This is a genomic window from Amycolatopsis sp. cmx-8-4, assembly GCF_046548675.1.
Taxonomy (GTDB): Bacteria; Actinomycetota; Actinomycetes; order Mycobacteriales; family Pseudonocardiaceae; genus Amycolatopsis.
In genome coordinates this window covers 80,992-98,587 of sequence record NZ_JAEBDZ010000023.1, presented here as the reverse complement: position 1 = coordinate 98,587, position 17,596 = coordinate 80,992, and the positions used below count along the sequence as shown (strand labels likewise).

General features: G+C 72.1%; 16 protein-coding genes. 11 read left to right on the top strand and 5 right to left on the bottom strand.

Annotation, left to right across the window (positions count from 1 at the left end):
- Positions 1–5: 5 nt before the first annotated feature.
- The gene (locus tag ACLJQZ_RS36275) at positions 6–227 is read left to right on the top strand and encodes a hypothetical protein (protein ID WP_410624719.1); all 222 of its coding nucleotides are present in this window, start codon (positions 6–8) and stop codon (positions 225–227) included.
- A 7-nt stretch (positions 228–234) separates the two neighbouring features.
- Here the strand turns inward: ACLJQZ_RS36275 and ACLJQZ_RS36270 are convergent, their stop codons facing one another.
- Both ACLJQZ_RS36270 and ACLJQZ_RS36265 read right to left on the bottom strand, forming a co-directional pair.
- Positions 235–1,527 carry a diguanylate cyclase gene (locus ACLJQZ_RS36270; protein WP_410624777.1) on the bottom strand — a complete coding sequence of 431 codons (1,293 nt, stop codon included), beginning with the start codon at positions 1,525–1,527 and terminating at the stop codon, positions 235–237.
- A gap of 85 nt (positions 1,528–1,612) precedes the next feature.
- Positions 1,613–2,839 carry an MFS transporter gene (locus ACLJQZ_RS36265; protein WP_410624775.1) on the bottom strand — a complete coding sequence of 409 codons (1,227 nt, stop codon included), beginning with the start codon at positions 2,837–2,839 and terminating at the stop codon, positions 1,613–1,615.
- 271 nt (positions 2,840–3,110) lie between these two features.
- Between ACLJQZ_RS36265 and ACLJQZ_RS36260 the strand changes: the two genes are divergently transcribed.
- The 3 genes from ACLJQZ_RS36260 to ACLJQZ_RS36250 all read left to right on the top strand — a co-directional run bounded on the left by ACLJQZ_RS36260 (position 3,111) and on the right by ACLJQZ_RS36250 (position 4,897).
- Positions 3,111–4,118: a type IV toxin-antitoxin system AbiEi family antitoxin gene (locus ACLJQZ_RS36260; protein ID WP_410624718.1), complete on the top strand. Its 1,008-nt coding sequence runs from the start codon at positions 3,111–3,113 to the stop codon at positions 4,116–4,118.
- Positions 4,087–4,236: a hypothetical protein gene (locus ACLJQZ_RS36255; protein WP_410624716.1), complete on the top strand. Its 150-nt coding sequence runs from the start codon at positions 4,087–4,089 to the stop codon at positions 4,234–4,236. Before ACLJQZ_RS36260 ends, ACLJQZ_RS36255 begins: the two co-directional genes overlap by 32 nt.
- Positions 4,237–4,378: 142 nt before the next feature.
- Positions 4,379–4,897, top strand: coding sequence for a hypothetical protein (locus tag ACLJQZ_RS36250; RefSeq protein WP_410624714.1), 519 nt, complete (start codon positions 4,379–4,381; stop codon positions 4,895–4,897).
- Here ACLJQZ_RS36250 and ACLJQZ_RS36245 read toward each other — a convergent pair.
- Complete coding sequence (locus ACLJQZ_RS36245; RefSeq protein ID WP_410624712.1) at positions 4,894–5,676, bottom strand: IclR family transcriptional regulator; 783 nt, start codon at positions 5,674–5,676, stop codon at positions 4,894–4,896. The genes ACLJQZ_RS36250 and ACLJQZ_RS36245 overlap by 4 nt on opposite strands.
- A gap of 193 nt (positions 5,677–5,869) precedes the next feature.
- Between ACLJQZ_RS36245 and hutH the strand changes: the two genes are divergently transcribed.
- The 6 genes from hutH to ACLJQZ_RS36215 all read left to right on the top strand — a co-directional run bounded on the left by hutH (position 5,870) and on the right by ACLJQZ_RS36215 (position 13,930).
- Positions 5,870–7,396, top strand: a complete 1,527-nt coding sequence (gene hutH, locus ACLJQZ_RS36240; protein WP_410624710.1) for a histidine ammonia-lyase — start codon at positions 5,870–5,872, stop codon at positions 7,394–7,396.
- 2 nt (positions 7,397–7,398) lie between these two features.
- On the top strand, positions 7,399–9,051 hold the full coding sequence (gene hutU, locus ACLJQZ_RS36235) for a urocanate hydratase (protein WP_410624708.1): 1,653 nt from the start codon (positions 7,399–7,401) through the stop codon (positions 9,049–9,051).
- Positions 9,048–10,244, top strand: a complete 1,197-nt coding sequence (locus ACLJQZ_RS36230) for an allantoate amidohydrolase (protein ID WP_410624706.1) — start codon at positions 9,048–9,050, stop codon at positions 10,242–10,244. Before hutU ends, ACLJQZ_RS36230 begins: the two co-directional genes overlap by 4 nt.
- On the top strand, positions 10,241–11,530 hold the full coding sequence (locus ACLJQZ_RS36225; RefSeq protein ID WP_410624704.1) for a formimidoylglutamate deiminase: 1,290 nt from the start codon (positions 10,241–10,243) through the stop codon (positions 11,528–11,530). Before ACLJQZ_RS36230 ends, ACLJQZ_RS36225 begins: the two co-directional genes overlap by 4 nt.
- Positions 11,518–12,663, top strand: coding sequence for an imidazolonepropionase (gene hutI / locus ACLJQZ_RS36220; protein ID WP_410624702.1), 1,146 nt, complete (start codon positions 11,518–11,520; stop codon positions 12,661–12,663). Before ACLJQZ_RS36225 ends, hutI begins: the two co-directional genes overlap by 13 nt.
- A gap of 109 nt (positions 12,664–12,772) precedes the next feature.
- Complete coding sequence (locus ACLJQZ_RS36215) at positions 12,773–13,930, top strand: FAD-dependent oxidoreductase (protein WP_410624700.1); 1,158 nt, start codon at positions 12,773–12,775, stop codon at positions 13,928–13,930.
- A 51-nt stretch (positions 13,931–13,981) separates the two neighbouring features.
- On the opposite strand, the gene ACLJQZ_RS36210 is transcribed toward ACLJQZ_RS36215, so the two are convergent.
- Positions 13,982–14,848, bottom strand: a complete 867-nt coding sequence (locus ACLJQZ_RS36210; RefSeq protein WP_410624698.1) for an esterase/lipase family protein — start codon at positions 14,846–14,848, stop codon at positions 13,982–13,984.
- Positions 14,849–14,952: 104 nt separating this feature from the next.
- Between ACLJQZ_RS36210 and ACLJQZ_RS36205 the strand changes: the two genes are divergently transcribed.
- Positions 14,953–16,155, top strand: coding sequence for a PucR family transcriptional regulator (locus tag ACLJQZ_RS36205; protein WP_410624696.1), 1,203 nt, complete (start codon positions 14,953–14,955; stop codon positions 16,153–16,155).
- On the opposite strand, the gene ACLJQZ_RS36200 is transcribed toward ACLJQZ_RS36205, so the two are convergent.
- A complete protein-coding gene (locus ACLJQZ_RS36200; RefSeq protein WP_410624694.1) occupies positions 16,152–17,558 on the bottom strand; it encodes a nitrilase-related carbon-nitrogen hydrolase in 1,407 nt (468 codons plus the stop codon). The genes ACLJQZ_RS36205 and ACLJQZ_RS36200 overlap by 4 nt on opposite strands.
- Between the last annotated feature and the right edge of the window lie 38 nt (positions 17,559–17,596).

Below are 17,596 nucleotides of genomic sequence, written 5' to 3'. Positions count from 1 at the left end.
GCCAGATGACCTGGGCCCGATCCAATGGCAGCTCCACCGCCAACGACGAAGACAGCCGGATGGGTCTTATCCGGGCTGAGGAAGCCGAACGGCTTTCCGAGCAGAACGACAAAGCCGTCATCACCGTGGCCGGGCACTCCTCGGACGTCACCGAGTGTGCCGAGCTGCTCGCCATGTTGGGGCTTGATGCCTCTTCCGGGCGGCGCCGATTCGTCCGCGCCTCATAACTTCCCGCTAGACCAGGTCCGCTACGTGGACCACCTTGTTCCTGCCCGTGGCTTTCGCGTGGTAGAGAGCGGTGTCCGCGGCGTCCAGGAGTCGTTGTAACGCCGTTCCCGCTGTGGGGTACGCGGCTATGCCTATCGATACCGACAGGCCCGTGACCCGCAGCTGGCCCACCGGGACAGTCAGTGCGCTGATCGCGCGGCGGATTCGCTCGGCAACCGCGCCGATGTCCGGGTGGGCTATGGCGGGCAGCAACACGACGAACTCCTCGCCGCCGAAGCGGCCCACCGCGTCGCCGCGGCCGCGGACCGCCGCGATGATCGCCTCGGCCACCGCTTTGAGCACCGCGTCACCGGCCAGGTGGCCGTACGTGTCGTTGACCTGCTTGAAGTGGTCCAGGTCCAGCATCAACAGACCGAACGTGCCGCGCTGGCGGGCCGCGCCGGCCAGCGTGCGCTCGGCCTGGGCGTGCCAGCCGCTCGTGTTGTACAGGCCCGTCTTGTCGTCCCGGTGGGCCGCCACCTCCAGCTGTCTCACCAGGACAGTGCGGTGCAGCAACAGCAGCGGCGGCAGGACCAGGAGCACCAGGCCCGGCAGCGTCGCGATCGCCACCGCGTTCAACGCGCCCAGGCACAGCGTGGCCACCTCCAGGCCGTTGTCGGCCCACGTGCCGAACAGCGCCTCCGGGGTCCGGCCGATCTCCCGGCGCGCGGGTAGCACCAGCAGCGCGTTGACCACGAAGAACGTCACGCCGGCTCCTGCGACCGCGAAGGTGCCCGGCCACGGGTGGGTCATCGCCGAGCGGACGTCGTCGAGATCGGCCAGGCGGAGCACGCCTTGGGCCGCGTAGCAGGACAGCAGGATGATCGCGGAGTTGCTGATCGTCCGGGACGCCGGGACGCGCTGCAGGCGGTACCAGCTGCGCAGTGCCAGGTGCAGGTACAAGCCGCCGACCAGCACCGCGAGCAGCAGCGGCGGCAACAGCAGAACTCCGGCGAACGTCCAGACCGACGTCATGTTGATGTGCGGCGTGCCCGAGACGCGGCGGCGGATGCGCTCGACCCGGCGGCCCGTCTCCGACTGCAGGACGCCGAGCGCCAGCAGGACCCCGAGGATCGCCAGCGTCCGCCGATCGACTTCGATGGGCGACGGCTTCAGCGTCAGCACCACCACCAGTGCCTCGCTGACCAGGCAGTACGTGATCACGCGCGGGCCTTGCCGCCACAGCGCCCAGCGCCGTGGCGAGACGAAAACGTCACGAAAGCGTGGCACAACGCGCGATGCTCCACCACCGCTCCGCATACTCATGGTGTCCGCCCGGTGACGCAGGCGGCACGGGTCGAGCCGGCGAAAGGAGGCGCGCCATGTGCGGTCGCGACAACTGATGTCATCGCTCTCCCTCCGAGTCCAGCAGCCTGACCCGGCGCCACGCTCGCGCGATCGGCACGGCCACGGCGGCCCCCGCCGCGCCGGCCACCGCGATGGTGTGCGCCGGGCTCAGCACGTCGGCCAGCACGCCGGCGGCCGCCGCGCCCACTCCTTGCACGGTGATCAGGCCTGCGGAGTTCACACCGGCGCACTGCGCGCGGTGCTCGTCCGGCACCCGCCGCATGAACGAGACCGTGCCCTGGATGTTGTAGCCGGTCGCCAGTAGCCCGGACGCGGCCAGCAGCACCACCGCCGGCACGAGCCCCGGCCGGACGACGAACACGATCAGCGGCAGCCCGGCCGCGATGCCCAGCCACCCGAGCACGCGGACCTGCGTCGCTTCCGGGATCCCTTTGCCGAAGACGAACCCACCGAGCACGCTGCCCGCCGGGTCCGCGGCCATGATCAGCCCGACGAGCGTCGCGCCCGCGCCGATGCCCGCCGCGTACGGCGCGGCCAGCGCCTCCGGGACGATGTAGAAGCCGGCCAGCCAGTTGAGCGCGACCAGCGTCCGCAGTGCCGGATCGCGCCGGATCAGCCGGGCGCCGGCCGTCGTCGACGCCAGCCAGGCGCGGCCGCCGGACGTCGTCGTGGCGGCGACGGCCGGCCGTCGCCGCACGCCGGAGGCCAGCAGCGCGGCCGACAGCAGGAAGGTCACGGCGTCCAGGGCCAGGGCGGCCGTCGGGGCGAGGGCCGCGATCAGCAGGCCGCCGCCGGCGAACCCGGCCAGCTGGGCGCCCTGGATCGTGACGTTCCGCAGGGCCATCCCGACGAGGTAGCGCTCGCCTTCGAGGACCGACGGCAGCAGCGCCTGCTGCGCCGCCTTGAACGGCCCGCCCAGCGCCGTCATCACCGCGACGAGCACGCACAGCACCCACAGCGGGACGCCGGGGATCGCGATGACGGCGACCAGCGCGGCCCGGGCCAGGTCGGACCCGATCATCACGTCGCGGCGCGGCCACCGGTCGCCGGCGCCGGCCAGCAGCACGCCGCCGAGCAGCGACGGAACGTAGGTGAGCGCGTAGGTCAGGCCGGTCAGCGCGGCCGAGTCGGTCCGCTGGAACACCAGCACGGCGAGCGCGACGCGGGCGAGCTGGTCACCGCAGATGGACAGCAGCTCGGCGGCCCACATCGCCCGGAACTCGGCGACGGCCAGGACCGCGCCGAAGCCCACCCGGGTCACCATCGGTGCCCCGGCTGCCACGATGCCACGCCGTCGTCCATCGCCGGTTCCCCTCGTGCCCCCACGACCGGTGTCCTCTTGCGCAACCACGGTAATCACCGAGCGGAGCGGAATCGAGGCGTTCGGTGACAGTTGCCCCGATCGCACCAGCCGGCACGCCGCCGGGTGGAGGTCAGCCGGGCGGGTTGCGGAGAAGAGAAAGAGTGTTCAGAATAAGAGCATGTTCAATTCAAATGAACATGCTCGCTCGTTGAACGCGAAAAGCTTGGCGGGTGTGGCAGTCGAGCGGCTGGGCGAGCTCGGGCTCCGCGGTGAGGTGCTCGCCGTGGAACACGCCGAACCCGCGAAGAGGCACCGGGTCGACGCCGTGCTGCGGCTCACGGCGGGGTCGGGGGCCACCCGGACCTACGGGGTCGAGATCAAGCCCCGGCTGACGCCTGAGCTGGCCACCAGCCTCAATCTGTCAACGCGGTTCCCGGCGTTGCTGGTCACGACCTACATCAGCGAACCGGTCGCCGAACGGCTGCGTGCCCTGGGGATCGACTACGTGGACACCGCGGGCAACGCCCACCTCGCATGGGACGACGTCCTCGTCGATGTCCGGGGACGTCGCAATCCGGCGGTCCCGCGTTCGAGAACTTCGCCGAGCGGGGCCGGTGCTTTCGGCCGGGCGGGTCTGCGGGTGGTGTTCGTCCTCCTCAGCTGGCCGGACATGGCGGCCCAGCCGTACCGGGTCCTGGCCGGAGCGAGCGGAGCCTCGCTGGGAACCGTCAAGGCGGTGATCGACGAGCTCACCGGAGCCGGTTACCTCTATGCGGGGGCGGAAGGCCGCCGGCTGGCCCGCGGTGGCGAGTTGCTCGACCACTGGTCGGAGGCATACTCGATCAACCTGCACGCCGCGCTCGCTCTTGGTGAGTTCTCCGTGGACGACCTCTCGTGGTGGCCGGACTCGGAGTCCGAGATGCGCTCGCTGGGGATCCAGGTGGGGGGAGAGGCCGGGGCCGGCCTCATCGACCCGCACCTGCGGCCCGCCTCCCTCACGCTTTACGCCGAACAGCTCCCGGTCCGGTTCATCGGCCGGCACCGCCTGGTCCGGGCCGAGGACCGGGGCAACGTCCACATCCGGGAACGGTTCTGGCGCGGGCCCGAACCCGATGCTTGGACGGTGCCATCCCCGCTGATCTACGCCGACCTGCTGGCTTCGGGAGATCCCCGCCAGCGCGAACACGGAGACCGGATCCGAACCAGTGATGATCGACTTATCCGCCTCGGCCGATCCTGAAATCCTGCTGGCCACCCGGGCGCTGACCCAGGTGGACGCCGCGGCCCAAGCGGCCGGAGTGGACTACCTGGTGGTCGGCGCGACGGCGCGCACGATCCTGTCGCTGGGGTTGATCTGACGCTCACCCGACCGGGCCACCCGCGACGTCGACATCGCCGCCGAGGTGGGCAGCTGGGTCGATTTTCCGACGGCTCGCCGGCAAGCTCGAAAAGCACGGCCGCAGCGAGCATTCGTTCCTCGTCGAGGGAATCGAAGTCGACGTGCTGCCCTATGGCGGCATCGAGCAGGCGGACCGCACCATCCTCTGGCCCGACGACCATCGGATGAACGTCCGCGGCATGCGCGAGGCGGTGGCGTCGGCTGAGTCCGTTCTCCTGCCCGGCGGGCTCACCGTTCGGGTTCCCGCGGTGCCCGCGCTGGCCATGCTCAAGCTGCTGACCTGGTGGGATCGTCGTGTTCTCACCACTCGCGACGCGATCGACCTCGCCACGATGATCTCCTGGTACTCATCGGGGACGTACTTCGATCTTCTGTACGACGAGTACGTGGACCTGCTCGGCCGGTTCGGTTTCGATCACGAGCCGGCCGGCGCCTGGCTCCTGGGCTCGCAGCTGCCCGGGTTGCTGGACGAGGAAGGAGCGCAGGTGTTGCTCCGGATCGTCGAAGACGACGACGTGCTGGGCCGGCTGGCCAACGACGCGCGGGCAGTCCGGGCTCCGGAGCTGATGCGGGCGCTGGGCGCCGGCATCCGGGACGCGGCCGGATCGCTCGACGGCTAACCCGGGTGGCCGCCGATGCGGGTGGTCAGCTCGGCTGCTGTTGCCGCTACCTCCGCTGCCAGCTCCGGCCATGTCTCTTCGCACGGTTCTGACGTGCAGTGGTGGCGCAACGTCACGCTGATCGCGGCCAAGGGGCGGGCGCCGTGGTCGAAGACCGGGCTGGCCACCGAGGCGAAACCCGCTGTGACGTGGCCGTCTTCGATCGACCAGCCCAGGCGGCGTTCCGCGGTGAGCGTGCGGCGTAGTTCGGCCAGGGTGGCCGGGCCGCGGCCGGTGCGGCGGACGAACGTCGAGGCCGACGGGAACAGCGCGCGGACGTGCGGGGCGGGCAGGTGGCGCAGCATCGCGCGGCCGGACGCGGTCAGCTGGGCCGGCAGGCGGACGCCGACCTCCGTCACCAGCGTCTCCGGGCGGGCCGGGCGCTCCTTGATCAGGTACAGCGACTCGTTGCCGTGCAGAACGCCGAGGTGCGCGGTGTGCCCGGCGCGGTCGACGAGCTTGCGCAGCAACGGGCCGGCCAGCCGTTCCAGGGGGTCGTGGCGCAGGTACGCCGAGCCCAGTTCGAACGCCGCGATGCCCAGGCCGTAGCGGCGTTCCGCGGGCAGGTGCACGACAAAACCGGCGGCCTCCAGCTCGTTGAGCAGGTGGTACGTCGTCGAGCGGGGGAGACCGGCCTCGCGGGCGATCGCCGACGCCGTGACCGGGCCGGGGCGCGTCGCCAGCAGCCGCAGCACCGCCAGCCCGCGCCGCAGCGCCGGGACCTCGCTGCTCTCGCCCACCGCTCACCTCCCCATGCGCCCCAATGTGGCGTTGGGTGCGCTGGACGCACCGAACGCCACATTGGGTGCGTCAGATGCACCCAACGCCACATTGGGGCGTTCGGGGCCAGCGTAACTCGGGGTGTCTGGGATCCCAGACGGAACCACTCGGTGGGGCATCCCACCAGCGGGAAAGACGCTGTCCAATGGGCCCATGCCGGAAAAAGTGCTCCTGGGTGCGGAACCCATGACCGCCGCCCAGGTCGTCGACGTCGTCCGCGGCCACGCGCCGGTCGGGCTCACGGACGCGGCCGAGAAGAACCTCGCCGCCACCCGCCAGCACATCGAGGACCTCGCTCACGCCGTCACGCCCACCTACGGCGTCTCGACCGGCTTCGGCGCGCTGGCCACCCGTCACATCCCGGTCGAGAGCCGGACCGCGCTGCAGCGCAGCCTGATCCGCTCGCACGCCGCCGGCGCCGGGCCGGCCGTCGAGACCGAGGTCGTCCGCGGGCTCATGCTGCTGCGGCTGCGGACTCTCGCCAGCGGTTACACCGGCGTTCGCCCGGGCACCGCGCAAACGCTTGCGGCCCTGCTCAACGCCGGGATCACGCCGATCGTCCACGAGTACGGTTCCCTCGGCTGCTCCGGCGACCTCGCGCCGCTGGCCGCGGTCGCGCTGGCGCTGATGGGGGAGGGCGACGTCGAGTACCGCGGTGAGGTCGTACCGGCCGGCGAAGCGCTCAAGCACGCCGGGATCGAGCCGGTCGTGCTCGCCGAGAAGGAGGGCCTGGCCCTCACCAACGGCACCGACGGCATGCTCGGCATGCTCCTGCTCGCCGCCGCCGACCTGCACCGGCTCTTCGACATCGCCGACCTCACCGCCGCGATGAGCGTCGAGGCGCTGCTGGGCACCGATCGCGCGTTCGCGGCCGAACTGCAGGCGCTGCGGCCGCACCCCGGCCAGGCGTTGAGCGCCGCGCGGATGTGGCACGCGCTGCAGGGGTCGAAGATCGTCGAGAGCCACCGCGGCCCGGACTGCAACCGCGTCCAGGACGCTTATTCGCTGCGCTGCGCCCCGCAGGTCCACGGCGCCGCGCGCGACAGCCTCGCGCACGCCGAGCTCGTCGCCGAGCGGGAGCTGGCGTCCGCTGTGGACAATCCCGTCGTGCTGGCCGACGGCCGCGTCGAGTCCAACGGCAACTTCCACGGCGCGCCCGTAGCGTACGTGCTGGACTTCCTCGCCATCCCGATCGCCGACCTGGCCAGCATCGCCGAACGCCGCACCGACCGGATGCTCGACAAGGCCCGCTCGCACGGCCTGCCGCCGTTCCTCGCGTACGACCCCGGCGTCGACTCCGGGCACATGATCGCCCAGTACACGCAGGCCGCGATCGTCAGCGAGCTCAAGCGGCTCGCGGTCCCGGCGTCGGTCGACTCGATCCCGAGCAGCGCCATGCAGGAGGACCACGTCTCCATGGGCTGGTCGGCCGCGCGGAAGCTGCGCAAGGCCGTCGACGGCCTGACGACCGTGCTGGCCATCGAGCTGCTGACGGCCGCCCGGGCGCTCGACTTCCGGGCGCCGCTCGAGCCGTCGCCGGTCACCGGCCGCGTCCGGGACCTGCTCCGCACCAAGGTCGAGGGCCCCGGCCCCGACCGGCACCTGGCGCCCGAGATCGCGGCCGCCGAAGAACTCGTCCGCTCCGGCGCCGTCCTCGACGCCGCCCGTCTGGAGGTCTGAGCATGTCCCGTGTCGTCCGTGCCGCCCGCGGCACCCAGCTGACCGCGAAGTCGTGGCAGACCGAAGCCGCGCTGCGGATGTTCCACAACAACCTCGACCCCGACGTCGCCGAGCGGCCCGAGGACCTGGTCGTCTACGGCGGTACCGGCAAGGCCGCCCGCAACTGGGCCAGCTTCGACGCGATCACCCGCGAACTGACCACTTTGGACGTCGACGAGACGCTCCTGGTCCAGTCCGGCAAGCCGGTCGGCGTGTTCCGCACGCACGAGTGGGCGCCGCGCGTGCTCATCGCGAACTCGAACCTGGTCGGCGACTGGGCCACCTGGCCCGAGTTCCGCCGCCTGGAACAGCAGGGCCTCACGATGTACGGCCAGATGACGGCCGGCTCGTGGATCTACATCGGCACCCAGGGCATCCTCCAGGGCACCTACGAGACGTTCGCCGCCGTCGCGAAGAAGAAGTTCGGCGGGTCCCTGAAGGGCACGCTCACCGTGACCGCCGGCCTCGGCGGCATGGGTGGCGCTCAGCCGCTCGCCGTGACCATGAACGACGGCGTCGCGCTGGTCATCGAGTGCGATCCGCAGCGCGCGCACCGCCGCGTCGAGACGCGCTACCTGGACGAGGTCGCCGACGACCTCGACGACGCGATTTCCCGCGTGACCAAGGCAAAGCGGGAGAAGCGGCCGCTGTCGGTGGGTGTCGTCGGCAACGCCGCCGAAGTACTGCCGGAGCTGCTGCGCCGCGGCGTCGAGGTGGACATCGTCACCGACCAGACGTCCGCGCACGACCCGCTGTCGTACCTGCCCAAGGGCGTCGACGTCGCCGACTGGCACGACTACGCGGCCAAGAAGCCCGACGAGTTCACCGACCGCGCGCGCGAGTCGATGGCCGAGCACGTCGAGGCCATGCTGGGCTTCCTCGACAAGGGTGTGGAGGTCTTCGACTACGGCAACTCCCTGCGCGGTGAGGCGAAGCTCGGCGGCTGCGAGCGCGCGTTCGACTTCCCCGGGTTCGTGCCCGCCTACATCCGCCCGCTGTTCTGCGAAGGCAACGGCCCGTTCCGCTGGGCGGCCCTGTCCGGTGACCCCGAGGACATCGCGGCGACCGACCGCGCGATGCTGGAACTGTTCCCGGAGAACGAATCCCTGGCCCGCTGGATCAAGCTGGCCGGCGAGCGCGTGGCGTTCCAGGGCCTGCCGGCGCGGATCTGCTGGCTCGGGTACGGCGAGCGGCACCTGGCCGGCCTGCGGTTCAACGAGATGGTCGCCAGCGGCGAGCTGAAGGCCCCGGTCGTCATCGGCCGTGACCACCTCGACTCCGGCAGCGTCGCCTCGCCGTACCGCGAGACCGAGGGCATGGCCGACGGCTCCGACGCGATCGCCGACTGGCCGCTGCTGAACGCGCTGGTCAACACGTCATCCGGCGCCAGCTGGGTGTCGATCCACCACGGCGGTGGTGTCGGCATGGGCCGCTCGATCCACGCGGGCCAGGTCAGCGTCGCGGACGGGACGCCGTTGGCCGCGCAGAAGCTGGAGCGCGTGCTCACGAACGACCCGGGAATGGGCGTCATCCGGCACGTCGACGCCGGTTACGATCGCGCGGCCGACGTCGCCGACGAGCGGGGCGTACGGGTGCCGATGCAGGAGGATGCGTGACCGCTTCTGGTTTCCTGGCCGAGATCGACGACGTCGGACGCGACCCGAAGCGCGGCGGTTACTCCCGTCACGCCTTCGACGCGCCGGAGCACGACCTGCGTGAGTGGTTCGTCGACCGCGCGCTGGGGCTCGAGCTGGACGTCGAAACCGACCGCAACGGCAACATCTGGGCCTGGTGGGGGCCGCCGGGACGCAACGCGGTCGTCACCGGCAGCCACCTCGACTCGGTGCCCGGCGGCGGCGCGTTCGACGGTCCGCTCGGCGTCGCGAGCGCTCTCTCCGCCGTGGAAACCTTGCGGGCCAAGGGGTTCCGGCCGCGCAAACCGCTCGCCGTCGTCGTGTTCGCCGAGGAGGAGGGCGGCCGGTTCGGCGTCCCGTGCCTCGGCTCGCGGCTGCTCACCGGCACCATCGACGCCGACAAGGCGCGTGGCTTGCGGGACGCCGACGGCGTCACGTTCGCCGAAGCGGCCAAGAAGGCCGGGATCGACCCGGCGCGGGTGGGGCCGGACGAAGAGCGGCTCGACCGGATCGGGCGGTTCCTCGAACTGCACGTCGAGCAGGGGCGCGGGCTGATCGACCTCGGCGCGCCGGTGGCCGTCGGCAGCACCGTGATCGCGCACGGCCGGTGGCGGTTCTCCTTCGAGGGACAGGGAAACCACGCCGGGGCGACGCTGCTGGCCGACCGCGCGGACCCGATGCTGCCCGCCGCCGCGACGGTCACCGCCGTCCGCCGGCTCGCCTCGGGCGTGCCGGACGCGCGCGCGACCGTCGGCCGGCTCGTGCCGACGCCCGGCGGCACCAACGTCATCGCGTCCACAGTGGACCTGTGGCTCGACGCGCGGGTGCCCGGCGAGGGCACCCCGGGGCTGGTCGCCGAGATCAGCCGCGCCGCGTCGGCCGCGGCGGCGGAAGAGGGCTGCCAGGTCAGGGTGACGCGCGAGTCGTACTCCGGCGACGTCGTGTTCGACGACGCGCTGCGCCGGGACCTCGGCGGCTGGCTGGGCGGCGTGCCGGAGCTGCCGACCGGCGCCGGCCACGACGCGGCCATCCTCGCCGGGTTCGTCCCGGCCGGGATGCTCTATGTGCGCAACCCGACCGGCATCAGCCACTCGCCGGAGGAGTTCGCCGAAGCCGCCGACGTCGAGGCCGGGGCTCAGGCCCTGGCCACCGCGCTGGAGCAGCTGACGCGATGACCTACTGGTGCGAGCAGGCGTGGCTGCCCGGCGGGATCGCGCGCGGGGTGCGGATCGACGTAGCCGACGGGCGGATCACCGGCGTCGTGCCGGACTCGCCGCGGACCGGAACCGTCCTGAATGGACTGACCTTGCCCGGGTTCGCGAACGGGCATTCGCACGCTTTCCACCGGGCGTTGCGGGGGCGGACGCACCATGAGCGTGGCACCTTCTGGACGTGGCGTGCGCGGATGTACGCGCTGGCGTCGCGGCTCGATCCGGACTCGTACTACCGGCTGGCTCGCGGCGTCTACGCCGAGATGGTCCTGGGTGGCTACACGAGCGTCGGCGAGTTCCACTACCTGCACCACGCGCCCGGTGGCACGCCGTACGCGTCGCCGAACGCCATGGGGGAGGCGCTGCGGGAAGCCTCACGGGACGCCGGGATCCGGCTGACCCTGCTCGACACGTGCTACCTCGCCGGAGGCATCGGCGTCGCGCCCGACGAGGTGCAGCAACGATTCTCCGACGGCTCGGCTTCGCGGTGGGCTGAACGGGTCGCCTCGCTGAAGGAGGACGACCTGTTCCGCGTCGGCGCGGCCATTCATTCGGTGCGCGCGGTCCCGGCTGATCAACTGTCGCTTGTGGACAGTGCCCGCGTGGTCCACATCCACCTCTCCGAGCAGCGTGCCGAGAACGAGCAGTGCCTGGCCGCCTACGGCCGCACTCCGGCGGAACTCCTCGACGACCACGGCGTGCTGACCGATCGCCTGGTCGCCGTGCACGCCACGCACCTGACGACGTCGGACATCGACCGGCTCGGGGCCGGTCGCGCGGGAGCGTGCTTCTGCCCGACCACCGAACGCGACCTCGGCGACGGCATCGGCCCGGCCCGCGCGCTGCGGGACGCGGGCGTGCGGCTGAGCGTCGGCAGTGACAGCAACGCCGTCGTCGACGCCTTCGAGGAGACCCGCGCGCTCGAACTCGACGACCGGCTGGCCAGCGAGGAACGCGGCCGGTTCACCGCCGAGGAACTCCTGGCCGCCGGAACCGACCACAAGACCGTCGGCTGGCCGGAGGTCGGACGGCTCGAAGAAGGCGCGGGCGCGGACTTCGTGACGGTCGCGCTGGACTCCGTCCGGACGGCCGGGATCGAGCCGTCCGGGGTGGTGTTCGCCGCGTCCGGCGCCGACGTCCGGCACGTCGTCGTCGCGGGCCGCGACGTCGTCCGCGACGGGGCGCACCAGCTGATCGAACGACCGGAAACCGTTCTGGCGAAGGAGATCGAGGCACTGTGGCTGTCGTGATCACGGGGATCGGCGAGCTGACGACCAACGACCCCGAGCTGGGCCGCCTCACCGACGCGGCCCTCGTGCTCGACGGCACGAAGGTGGCCTGGGTGGGCCCGAGCGCGCAGGCGCCGGACGCCGACGAGCACGTCGACGTCGAGGGTCGCGCGGTGCTGCCGGGCTGGGTCGACAGCCACACGCACCTCGTCTTCGCCGGGGACCGCACCGCCGAGTTCGAAGCCCGGATGGCCGGAAAGCCGTACACCGCAGGCGGAATCGCGATCACTGTCGGCGCGACGCGGGAGGCGTCCGACGAGCAGCTGGCCGCGAACCTGCGCCGGCACGTCGACGAAGCGGCCCGGCAGGGGACGACCTGCTTGGAGACCAAGACGGGGTACGGACTGACCGTCGCGGACGAAGCGCGCAGTGCCCGGATCGCCGGGGAGGTCGCCGACGAGGTGACGTTCCTCGGTGCGCACCTGGTGCCGCCGGGCGCCGACGCGGAGTCCTATGTGGACCTCGTGTGCGGCGAGATGCTCGACGCCGTCGCGGAAAGCGTGCGCTGGGCGGACGTCTTCTGCGAGACGGGCGCCTTCGACGAAGCCCAGTCGGCGCGCGTCCTCAAGGCCGCTGCGGAGCGCGGGCTGGGCCTGCGGGTGCACGGCAACCAGCTCGGGGAGGGCCCCGGCGTCCGGCTGGCGGTCGAGCTGGGCGCGGCGAGCGTCGACCACTGCACCTACCTGTCGGACGCGGACGTCGAGGCGCTGGCCGCGTCCGAAACCGTGGCGACGCTGCTGCCCGCGTGCGACCTGTCGACCCGGCAGTCCCTCGCCCCGGCGCGACGGCTGCTCGACGCCGGTGCGACGGTCGCGCTGGCCAGCAACGCCAACCCGGGCAGCTCGTACACGACGTCGATGGCCTTCTGCGTGGCGACGGCGGTGCTGCAGATGCGCATGACGATCGAAGAGGCCGTCTGGGCGGCGACGGCGGGTGGCGCGCGGGCGTTGCGTCGTGAAGACGTCGGCGTGCTGCGGCCCGGCGCGCGGGCCGACGTCCACGTGCTCGACGCGCCGTCCGTCACACATTTGGCCTACCGCCCCGGAGTTCCGCTCACGAAAGTGGTGTGGCGCGCCGGAGATCTCGTGCGCTAACGTGGATCGCAGAGGACGCGCGAACGCACGGTCCGGTATGGGTTAGTCCGGGCACTCGTTCCAGCGCTCACCCGTGCGTCCCTTCATCGCCAGCGACGAAGGGACAAGTGTGTCTGTCATCATCATCGGGGCCGGGATGGGTGGCCTGAGTCTCGCCCAAGGCCTGCACCGCGCCGGAATCGCCTGCCAGGTCTACGAACGCGACGCCGCGCCCGGCGCGCGGGTGCAGGGGTACCGGCTGCACATCGACCACGTCGGCGACTCGGCGTTGCGCGAAGTCCTGCCGCCTGAGCTGCACGAACTCTTCCGGGCGACGGCCGGCCGGGCGCTGCCCGCCACGCAGATCTACGACGAGCGGCTGCGGCGCGTTGACGAGCTGATCCTCAACGAAACCGGGCCCCACCTCAACATCAACCGCTTCACCGTGCGCCAGATCCTGCTGCACGGCCTGGATGTCAGCTACGACAAGCGGTTCACGCACTACGCGGCCGACGCCGGTGGGGTGACCGCGCACTTCGCCGACGGCAGCTCCGCCCGCGGAGACCTGCTGGTCGGCGCGGACGGCGTCAACTCCCCGGTGCGGCGCCAGTACTTGCCGCACGCCGAGGTCGTCGACACCGGGCTTCTCCAGCTGTACGGCCGGATTCCGCTCACCGCGCACACGAGGAAGCTGTTCGACCCCGAGATGTTCGCGGTGTTCTCGATGGTCGTCGCCCCCGACCGGACGATGGTCGGGTTCGCGCCGGTCGACTACCCGGAGCCCGTCGCCGAGGCGGCCGCGCGGCTCGTGCCGGGGCTCGAGCTGCGGGACCACGAGCCGTACATGACGTGCGCGGTCGGGGCGCGTCGTGAGGTCGTCGGGCTGAGCGACGCCGAGCTGGCCGCGTTGACGCCGGCGGAGCTGCAGGAGCTGGCTTTGGGGCTGGTGAAGGACTTCGCGCCGCGGGCCCGCGCGATGGTCGAGCACTGGGACGACACCGCGACGTTCCCGCAGCCGATCCGCACGAGTGTGCCGATCGGGCCGTGGTCACCGTCGCGGGTGACGCTCGTCGGCGACGCGATCCACGCGATGAGCCCCGCCGCCGGCGCGGGCGCCAACACCGCGTTGCGCGATGGTGCGGCGCTGGCGTCCGCGCTGGCCGGGGCTCCGCTGCTCGACGCCGTGGCGGCGTACGAGTCGGCGATGGTGGACTACGGCTTCGCGGCCGTCCGGGAGTCCGCGGCGAACGGTCGGCGGTTCATGGGCCAGAACCCGCTCCCGGTCTGACGCTCGTGAGTGGTAATGAGGGTTCTAACCCGAATTACCACTCACGACCGGCTACAGCGGCAGGATGAACGGCGTGCAGCGCGGGGTGTACTTCGCGTCGAGGGCGTGCAGGATCAGGCCGGTGACGTTCGGGTCGACGGCCTGGCCGAGGTGCCCGGAGAAGTCGGTGCGGCAGAAGTCCTGCAGCACGATGTCCGTCGCGCCCGGCTCGTTCAGGATGCCGCTGGTGTAGGGCGTGACGACCTCGTCGTAGCGGCTCACGATGCTCGTGTACGCCGGCCCGGCGACGTGCACGCCGCCGCGGGCGAGGTCGTCCAGGAACGCCGACGGTGCCAGGTATTCGGTGCACGAGCCGCACGCCGTCGTCAGGATCCCCCGCAGGCCGGGGACCGAGGCGAGGAGACCTTTCGCGAGCGCGTCGAGGCCGCCGAGCGTGGTGCCGCGGTAGTTCGCGCCGAAGCCGACGAAGTGCGCGACCTTCGCGGCACCACCGCCGAACTTGAGGTAGTACGCGGGCATCGTGCTGCCCTCCGAGTGCCCGACGATGTCGACCTTCGCCGCGCCGGTCGTGCTCCGGACGCGGTCGACGAACCGGCCCAGCTCGGCGGCGCTGTCCCGCATGGACGCGAGGCCGCCGACGAGCGAGCCGAGCACGCCGGTGCCGTAGGTCAGCGAGTAGACGCAGTAGCCCTGCGCGGCGATCTTCGGCGCGTGGAAGAACCAGTTGACGGTGTCGTTCGCGCCGAGGCCGTGCACGAGCACGACGGGCTGGAGGTGCTGCGCGGAGGGCCGGCACGACCAGTTGTTCCAGCCGCTGCTCGGCGCCGCTTCGGCGACCGCCGGAGCCGCGACGCCGAGAGTGACCGCCGCGACGAGCGCGGTCAGGATTCGCTTGACACCGCCGTTGGTGACCCGCATTTCCGTTGCCTCCAGTTACCCGTCAGTAAGTGATGCCTGTCATGATGTGACACAACGGGTCGTCCGCGACATGGGACGACGCTCAGAGTTGGACGGGGCCGGTTGTGACGGATGACAAAGCGTTCCGGGTCGGCGGCCAGAACCTGGCCGACCGGCTGACCGGCGCGCTGCCGGCACTGACCCGCGCGGTGATCGAGGAGCTGGTCGCCCGGCTCACGGCGTACCGGCTGATGCCCGGCGAGGAGCTGGCCGGCGACATCAGCCGCGTGATCGAGCAGAACCTGCGCTCGTTCGTCGGCGTGCTCAGGTCGAAGACGCTGCCGACGGCGGCCGAGGTCGCGTTCCTGCGCGAGTCGGCGGCCCGGCGCGCGGAAGAGGGTATCCCGATCGAGGTGGTCCTGACCGCGTACCACGTCGGCATCCAGGTCACCTGGGACACGACGACCGCCGACGCGCGGCCCGAAGACCTCGCGGACGTCATGGCGGTCAACGCGCTCCTGCTGCGCTACCTCGAGCTGATCACCCCGGCCGTCGCGGCGGGTTACCTCGCCCAGCAGCAGTCCATCTCCGGCGACGAGCACTCGGCGCGGCAAAGCCTGCTGGTCGCGTTGCTCGGCGGGGAGCCCGCGCAGGCCGCGGCCGACCAGGCCGGGCTGCGGCTGCCGCCGTCCTATCTGGTCGTGGCGTTCGGCTTCGGCGCGCACCCGGACGAGACGTCGGCGGACGTCGACCCGCTGGTCGCGGCCCGCCGCAAGCTGCGGCGGTTGCGCGCCGAGCTGGAACGGCAGGTCCGCGAGCCGATGCTGACGTCGTTGACCACGGACGGCGGGCTGGCGCTGCTGCCCGAGCGCGACCGGCCGTGGCTGGACGGCGTGGTCCGGGAGATGGCCCGCGCGGCGGCGGTCGACGTGACGGCCGGCGTGGTCGTCGCCGAACCTGACGGCGTCGCCGCGGCCGCCCCCTGTGCCCGCCGGATCCTGGCGGTGGCGCGGACCTTCGGCCGCCCGCCGGGCGTCTACCGGCTGGACGACGTCGTGCTGGAGTACCAGCTGTCCTGCCCCAGCGAGGCCCGCGACCGGCTCGCCGAGATGCTGGAACCGTTGTCCGGCAAGGCGGATCTCCTCGACACACTGCGGGCGTACCTGCGCCTCGGCGACCGCCGGACCACCGCGGCCCAGCTGCACGTCCACCCGAACACCGTCGACTACCGGCTGCGGCGGGTCCAGGCGCTGACCGGCCTGGACCCGACGTCGACGGCGGACGTGACGCTGCTCGGCGCGGCCGTGGTGGCGCGCGCGGCGGACTAGGCGTCGACGCGTTCCCGGCTCGCCGCGGCCGCGATGCCGGCCAGGGCCAGCAGCCCGCACAGCCACGCGAACCAGTCGCCGAAGCGGGCGTACGGCGTGCCGCCGCTGCCGAGCGGGACGTCGGCCGTCACCACCGAGAACGGCTGGTCTCCGGTGTGGGTGTCGGCGAGGACGCGGCCGTGCGCGTCGGACAGCATCGGCGTGCCGCGGGTGGCGCTCCACGCCACCGAGAACCCGTTCTCGACGCCGCGGATCAGCGCCGTGCGGCTGTGTTCCCAGCCGTCGACGTCCTCGTCGGACGCCGGGATCAGGACCAGGCCGGTGCCGGCCGCGCCGTAGCCGCCGCTGGGGTTGCCGAAGTTGACGTCCATGCAGACCAGCAGGCCGATCTTCGCCGGCCCCGCGAGGTACGCGAGGTCCGTGCCGTCGGCGATGTTCTTCGAATCCCCGTTGTGCCACTTGTGGAACTCGGCCGTCGGCCCGGACGGCGGGACGTCGAGCGCCGCGTTGAACCGGCCCTGCGGCGTCGTGTCGTAGACGCCGGTGACGACCTCGACGCCGGTGCGTCGGAGCTGCTCGACGAACCCGGCCCGGGACGCGTCGTCCACCGCGAAGGCCGCTTCCGGGAGCACCGCGACGCGCACGCCGTCCGGCAACGCGCCGATGGCGTCCACATAGGACTGGAGGAGCGCGGCGCCCTGCGGGGTCGTGACGTCCGTGGCCCAGGCCGCCTTGGCCGGGGCGATCAGCGCGACCGTCACCGTGGTTCCGGCGGGGCTGCTCAGCCGCGCGGTGCTCCAGAAGGCCAGCCCGGTCAGCGCGGCGGCGACGGCCACCACCGAGACCAGCCGGGACCGGCCCGTGACGCCGGGCGCGCAGATCGCGGCCACCGCGGCCGGGACGGCCAGGACCAGGAACTCGACGCCCCAGCCGCCGGTCACCGACGCGAGCTGCAGGACCACCGGCCGGTCGGCCTGGGTCGTCATGAACGTCCCCATCAGGCCGGTCGGGTTCAGCAGGGAGACCGCGTACAGCGCGACGGTCCACAGGCCGGCCGCGGCGAGCGCCGCCAGCACCGCGTGACGACGTCGCACCAGCAGCCGGAACAGGCCGACGACCAGTGCGAACAGCACCGCGCTGCCGGCGAGGATCGCGATCGCGGCCGGTCGCGGGACGGCCAGTGAATGCCAGAAGTAGCTCCAGGTGCCGGTGCTGCCCGCGGCGTAGGCGACGAACGCGCAGAGCGCCGCCGTCACCCCGGACACCCGCGGCGCGAGCAGCAGGATCGGCAGTGGTGCGAACCACGCCAGCGCGGCGACCGGGTCCAGCCCCGTGCCGAAGAAGAACAACACACCCGACGCCACTGTCGCGGCGATCGGCCAACCCGGCCCCAGTCTGCTCATGACCTCGACGTTCGCAGGGGCGGCAGCGGGCCGCACTG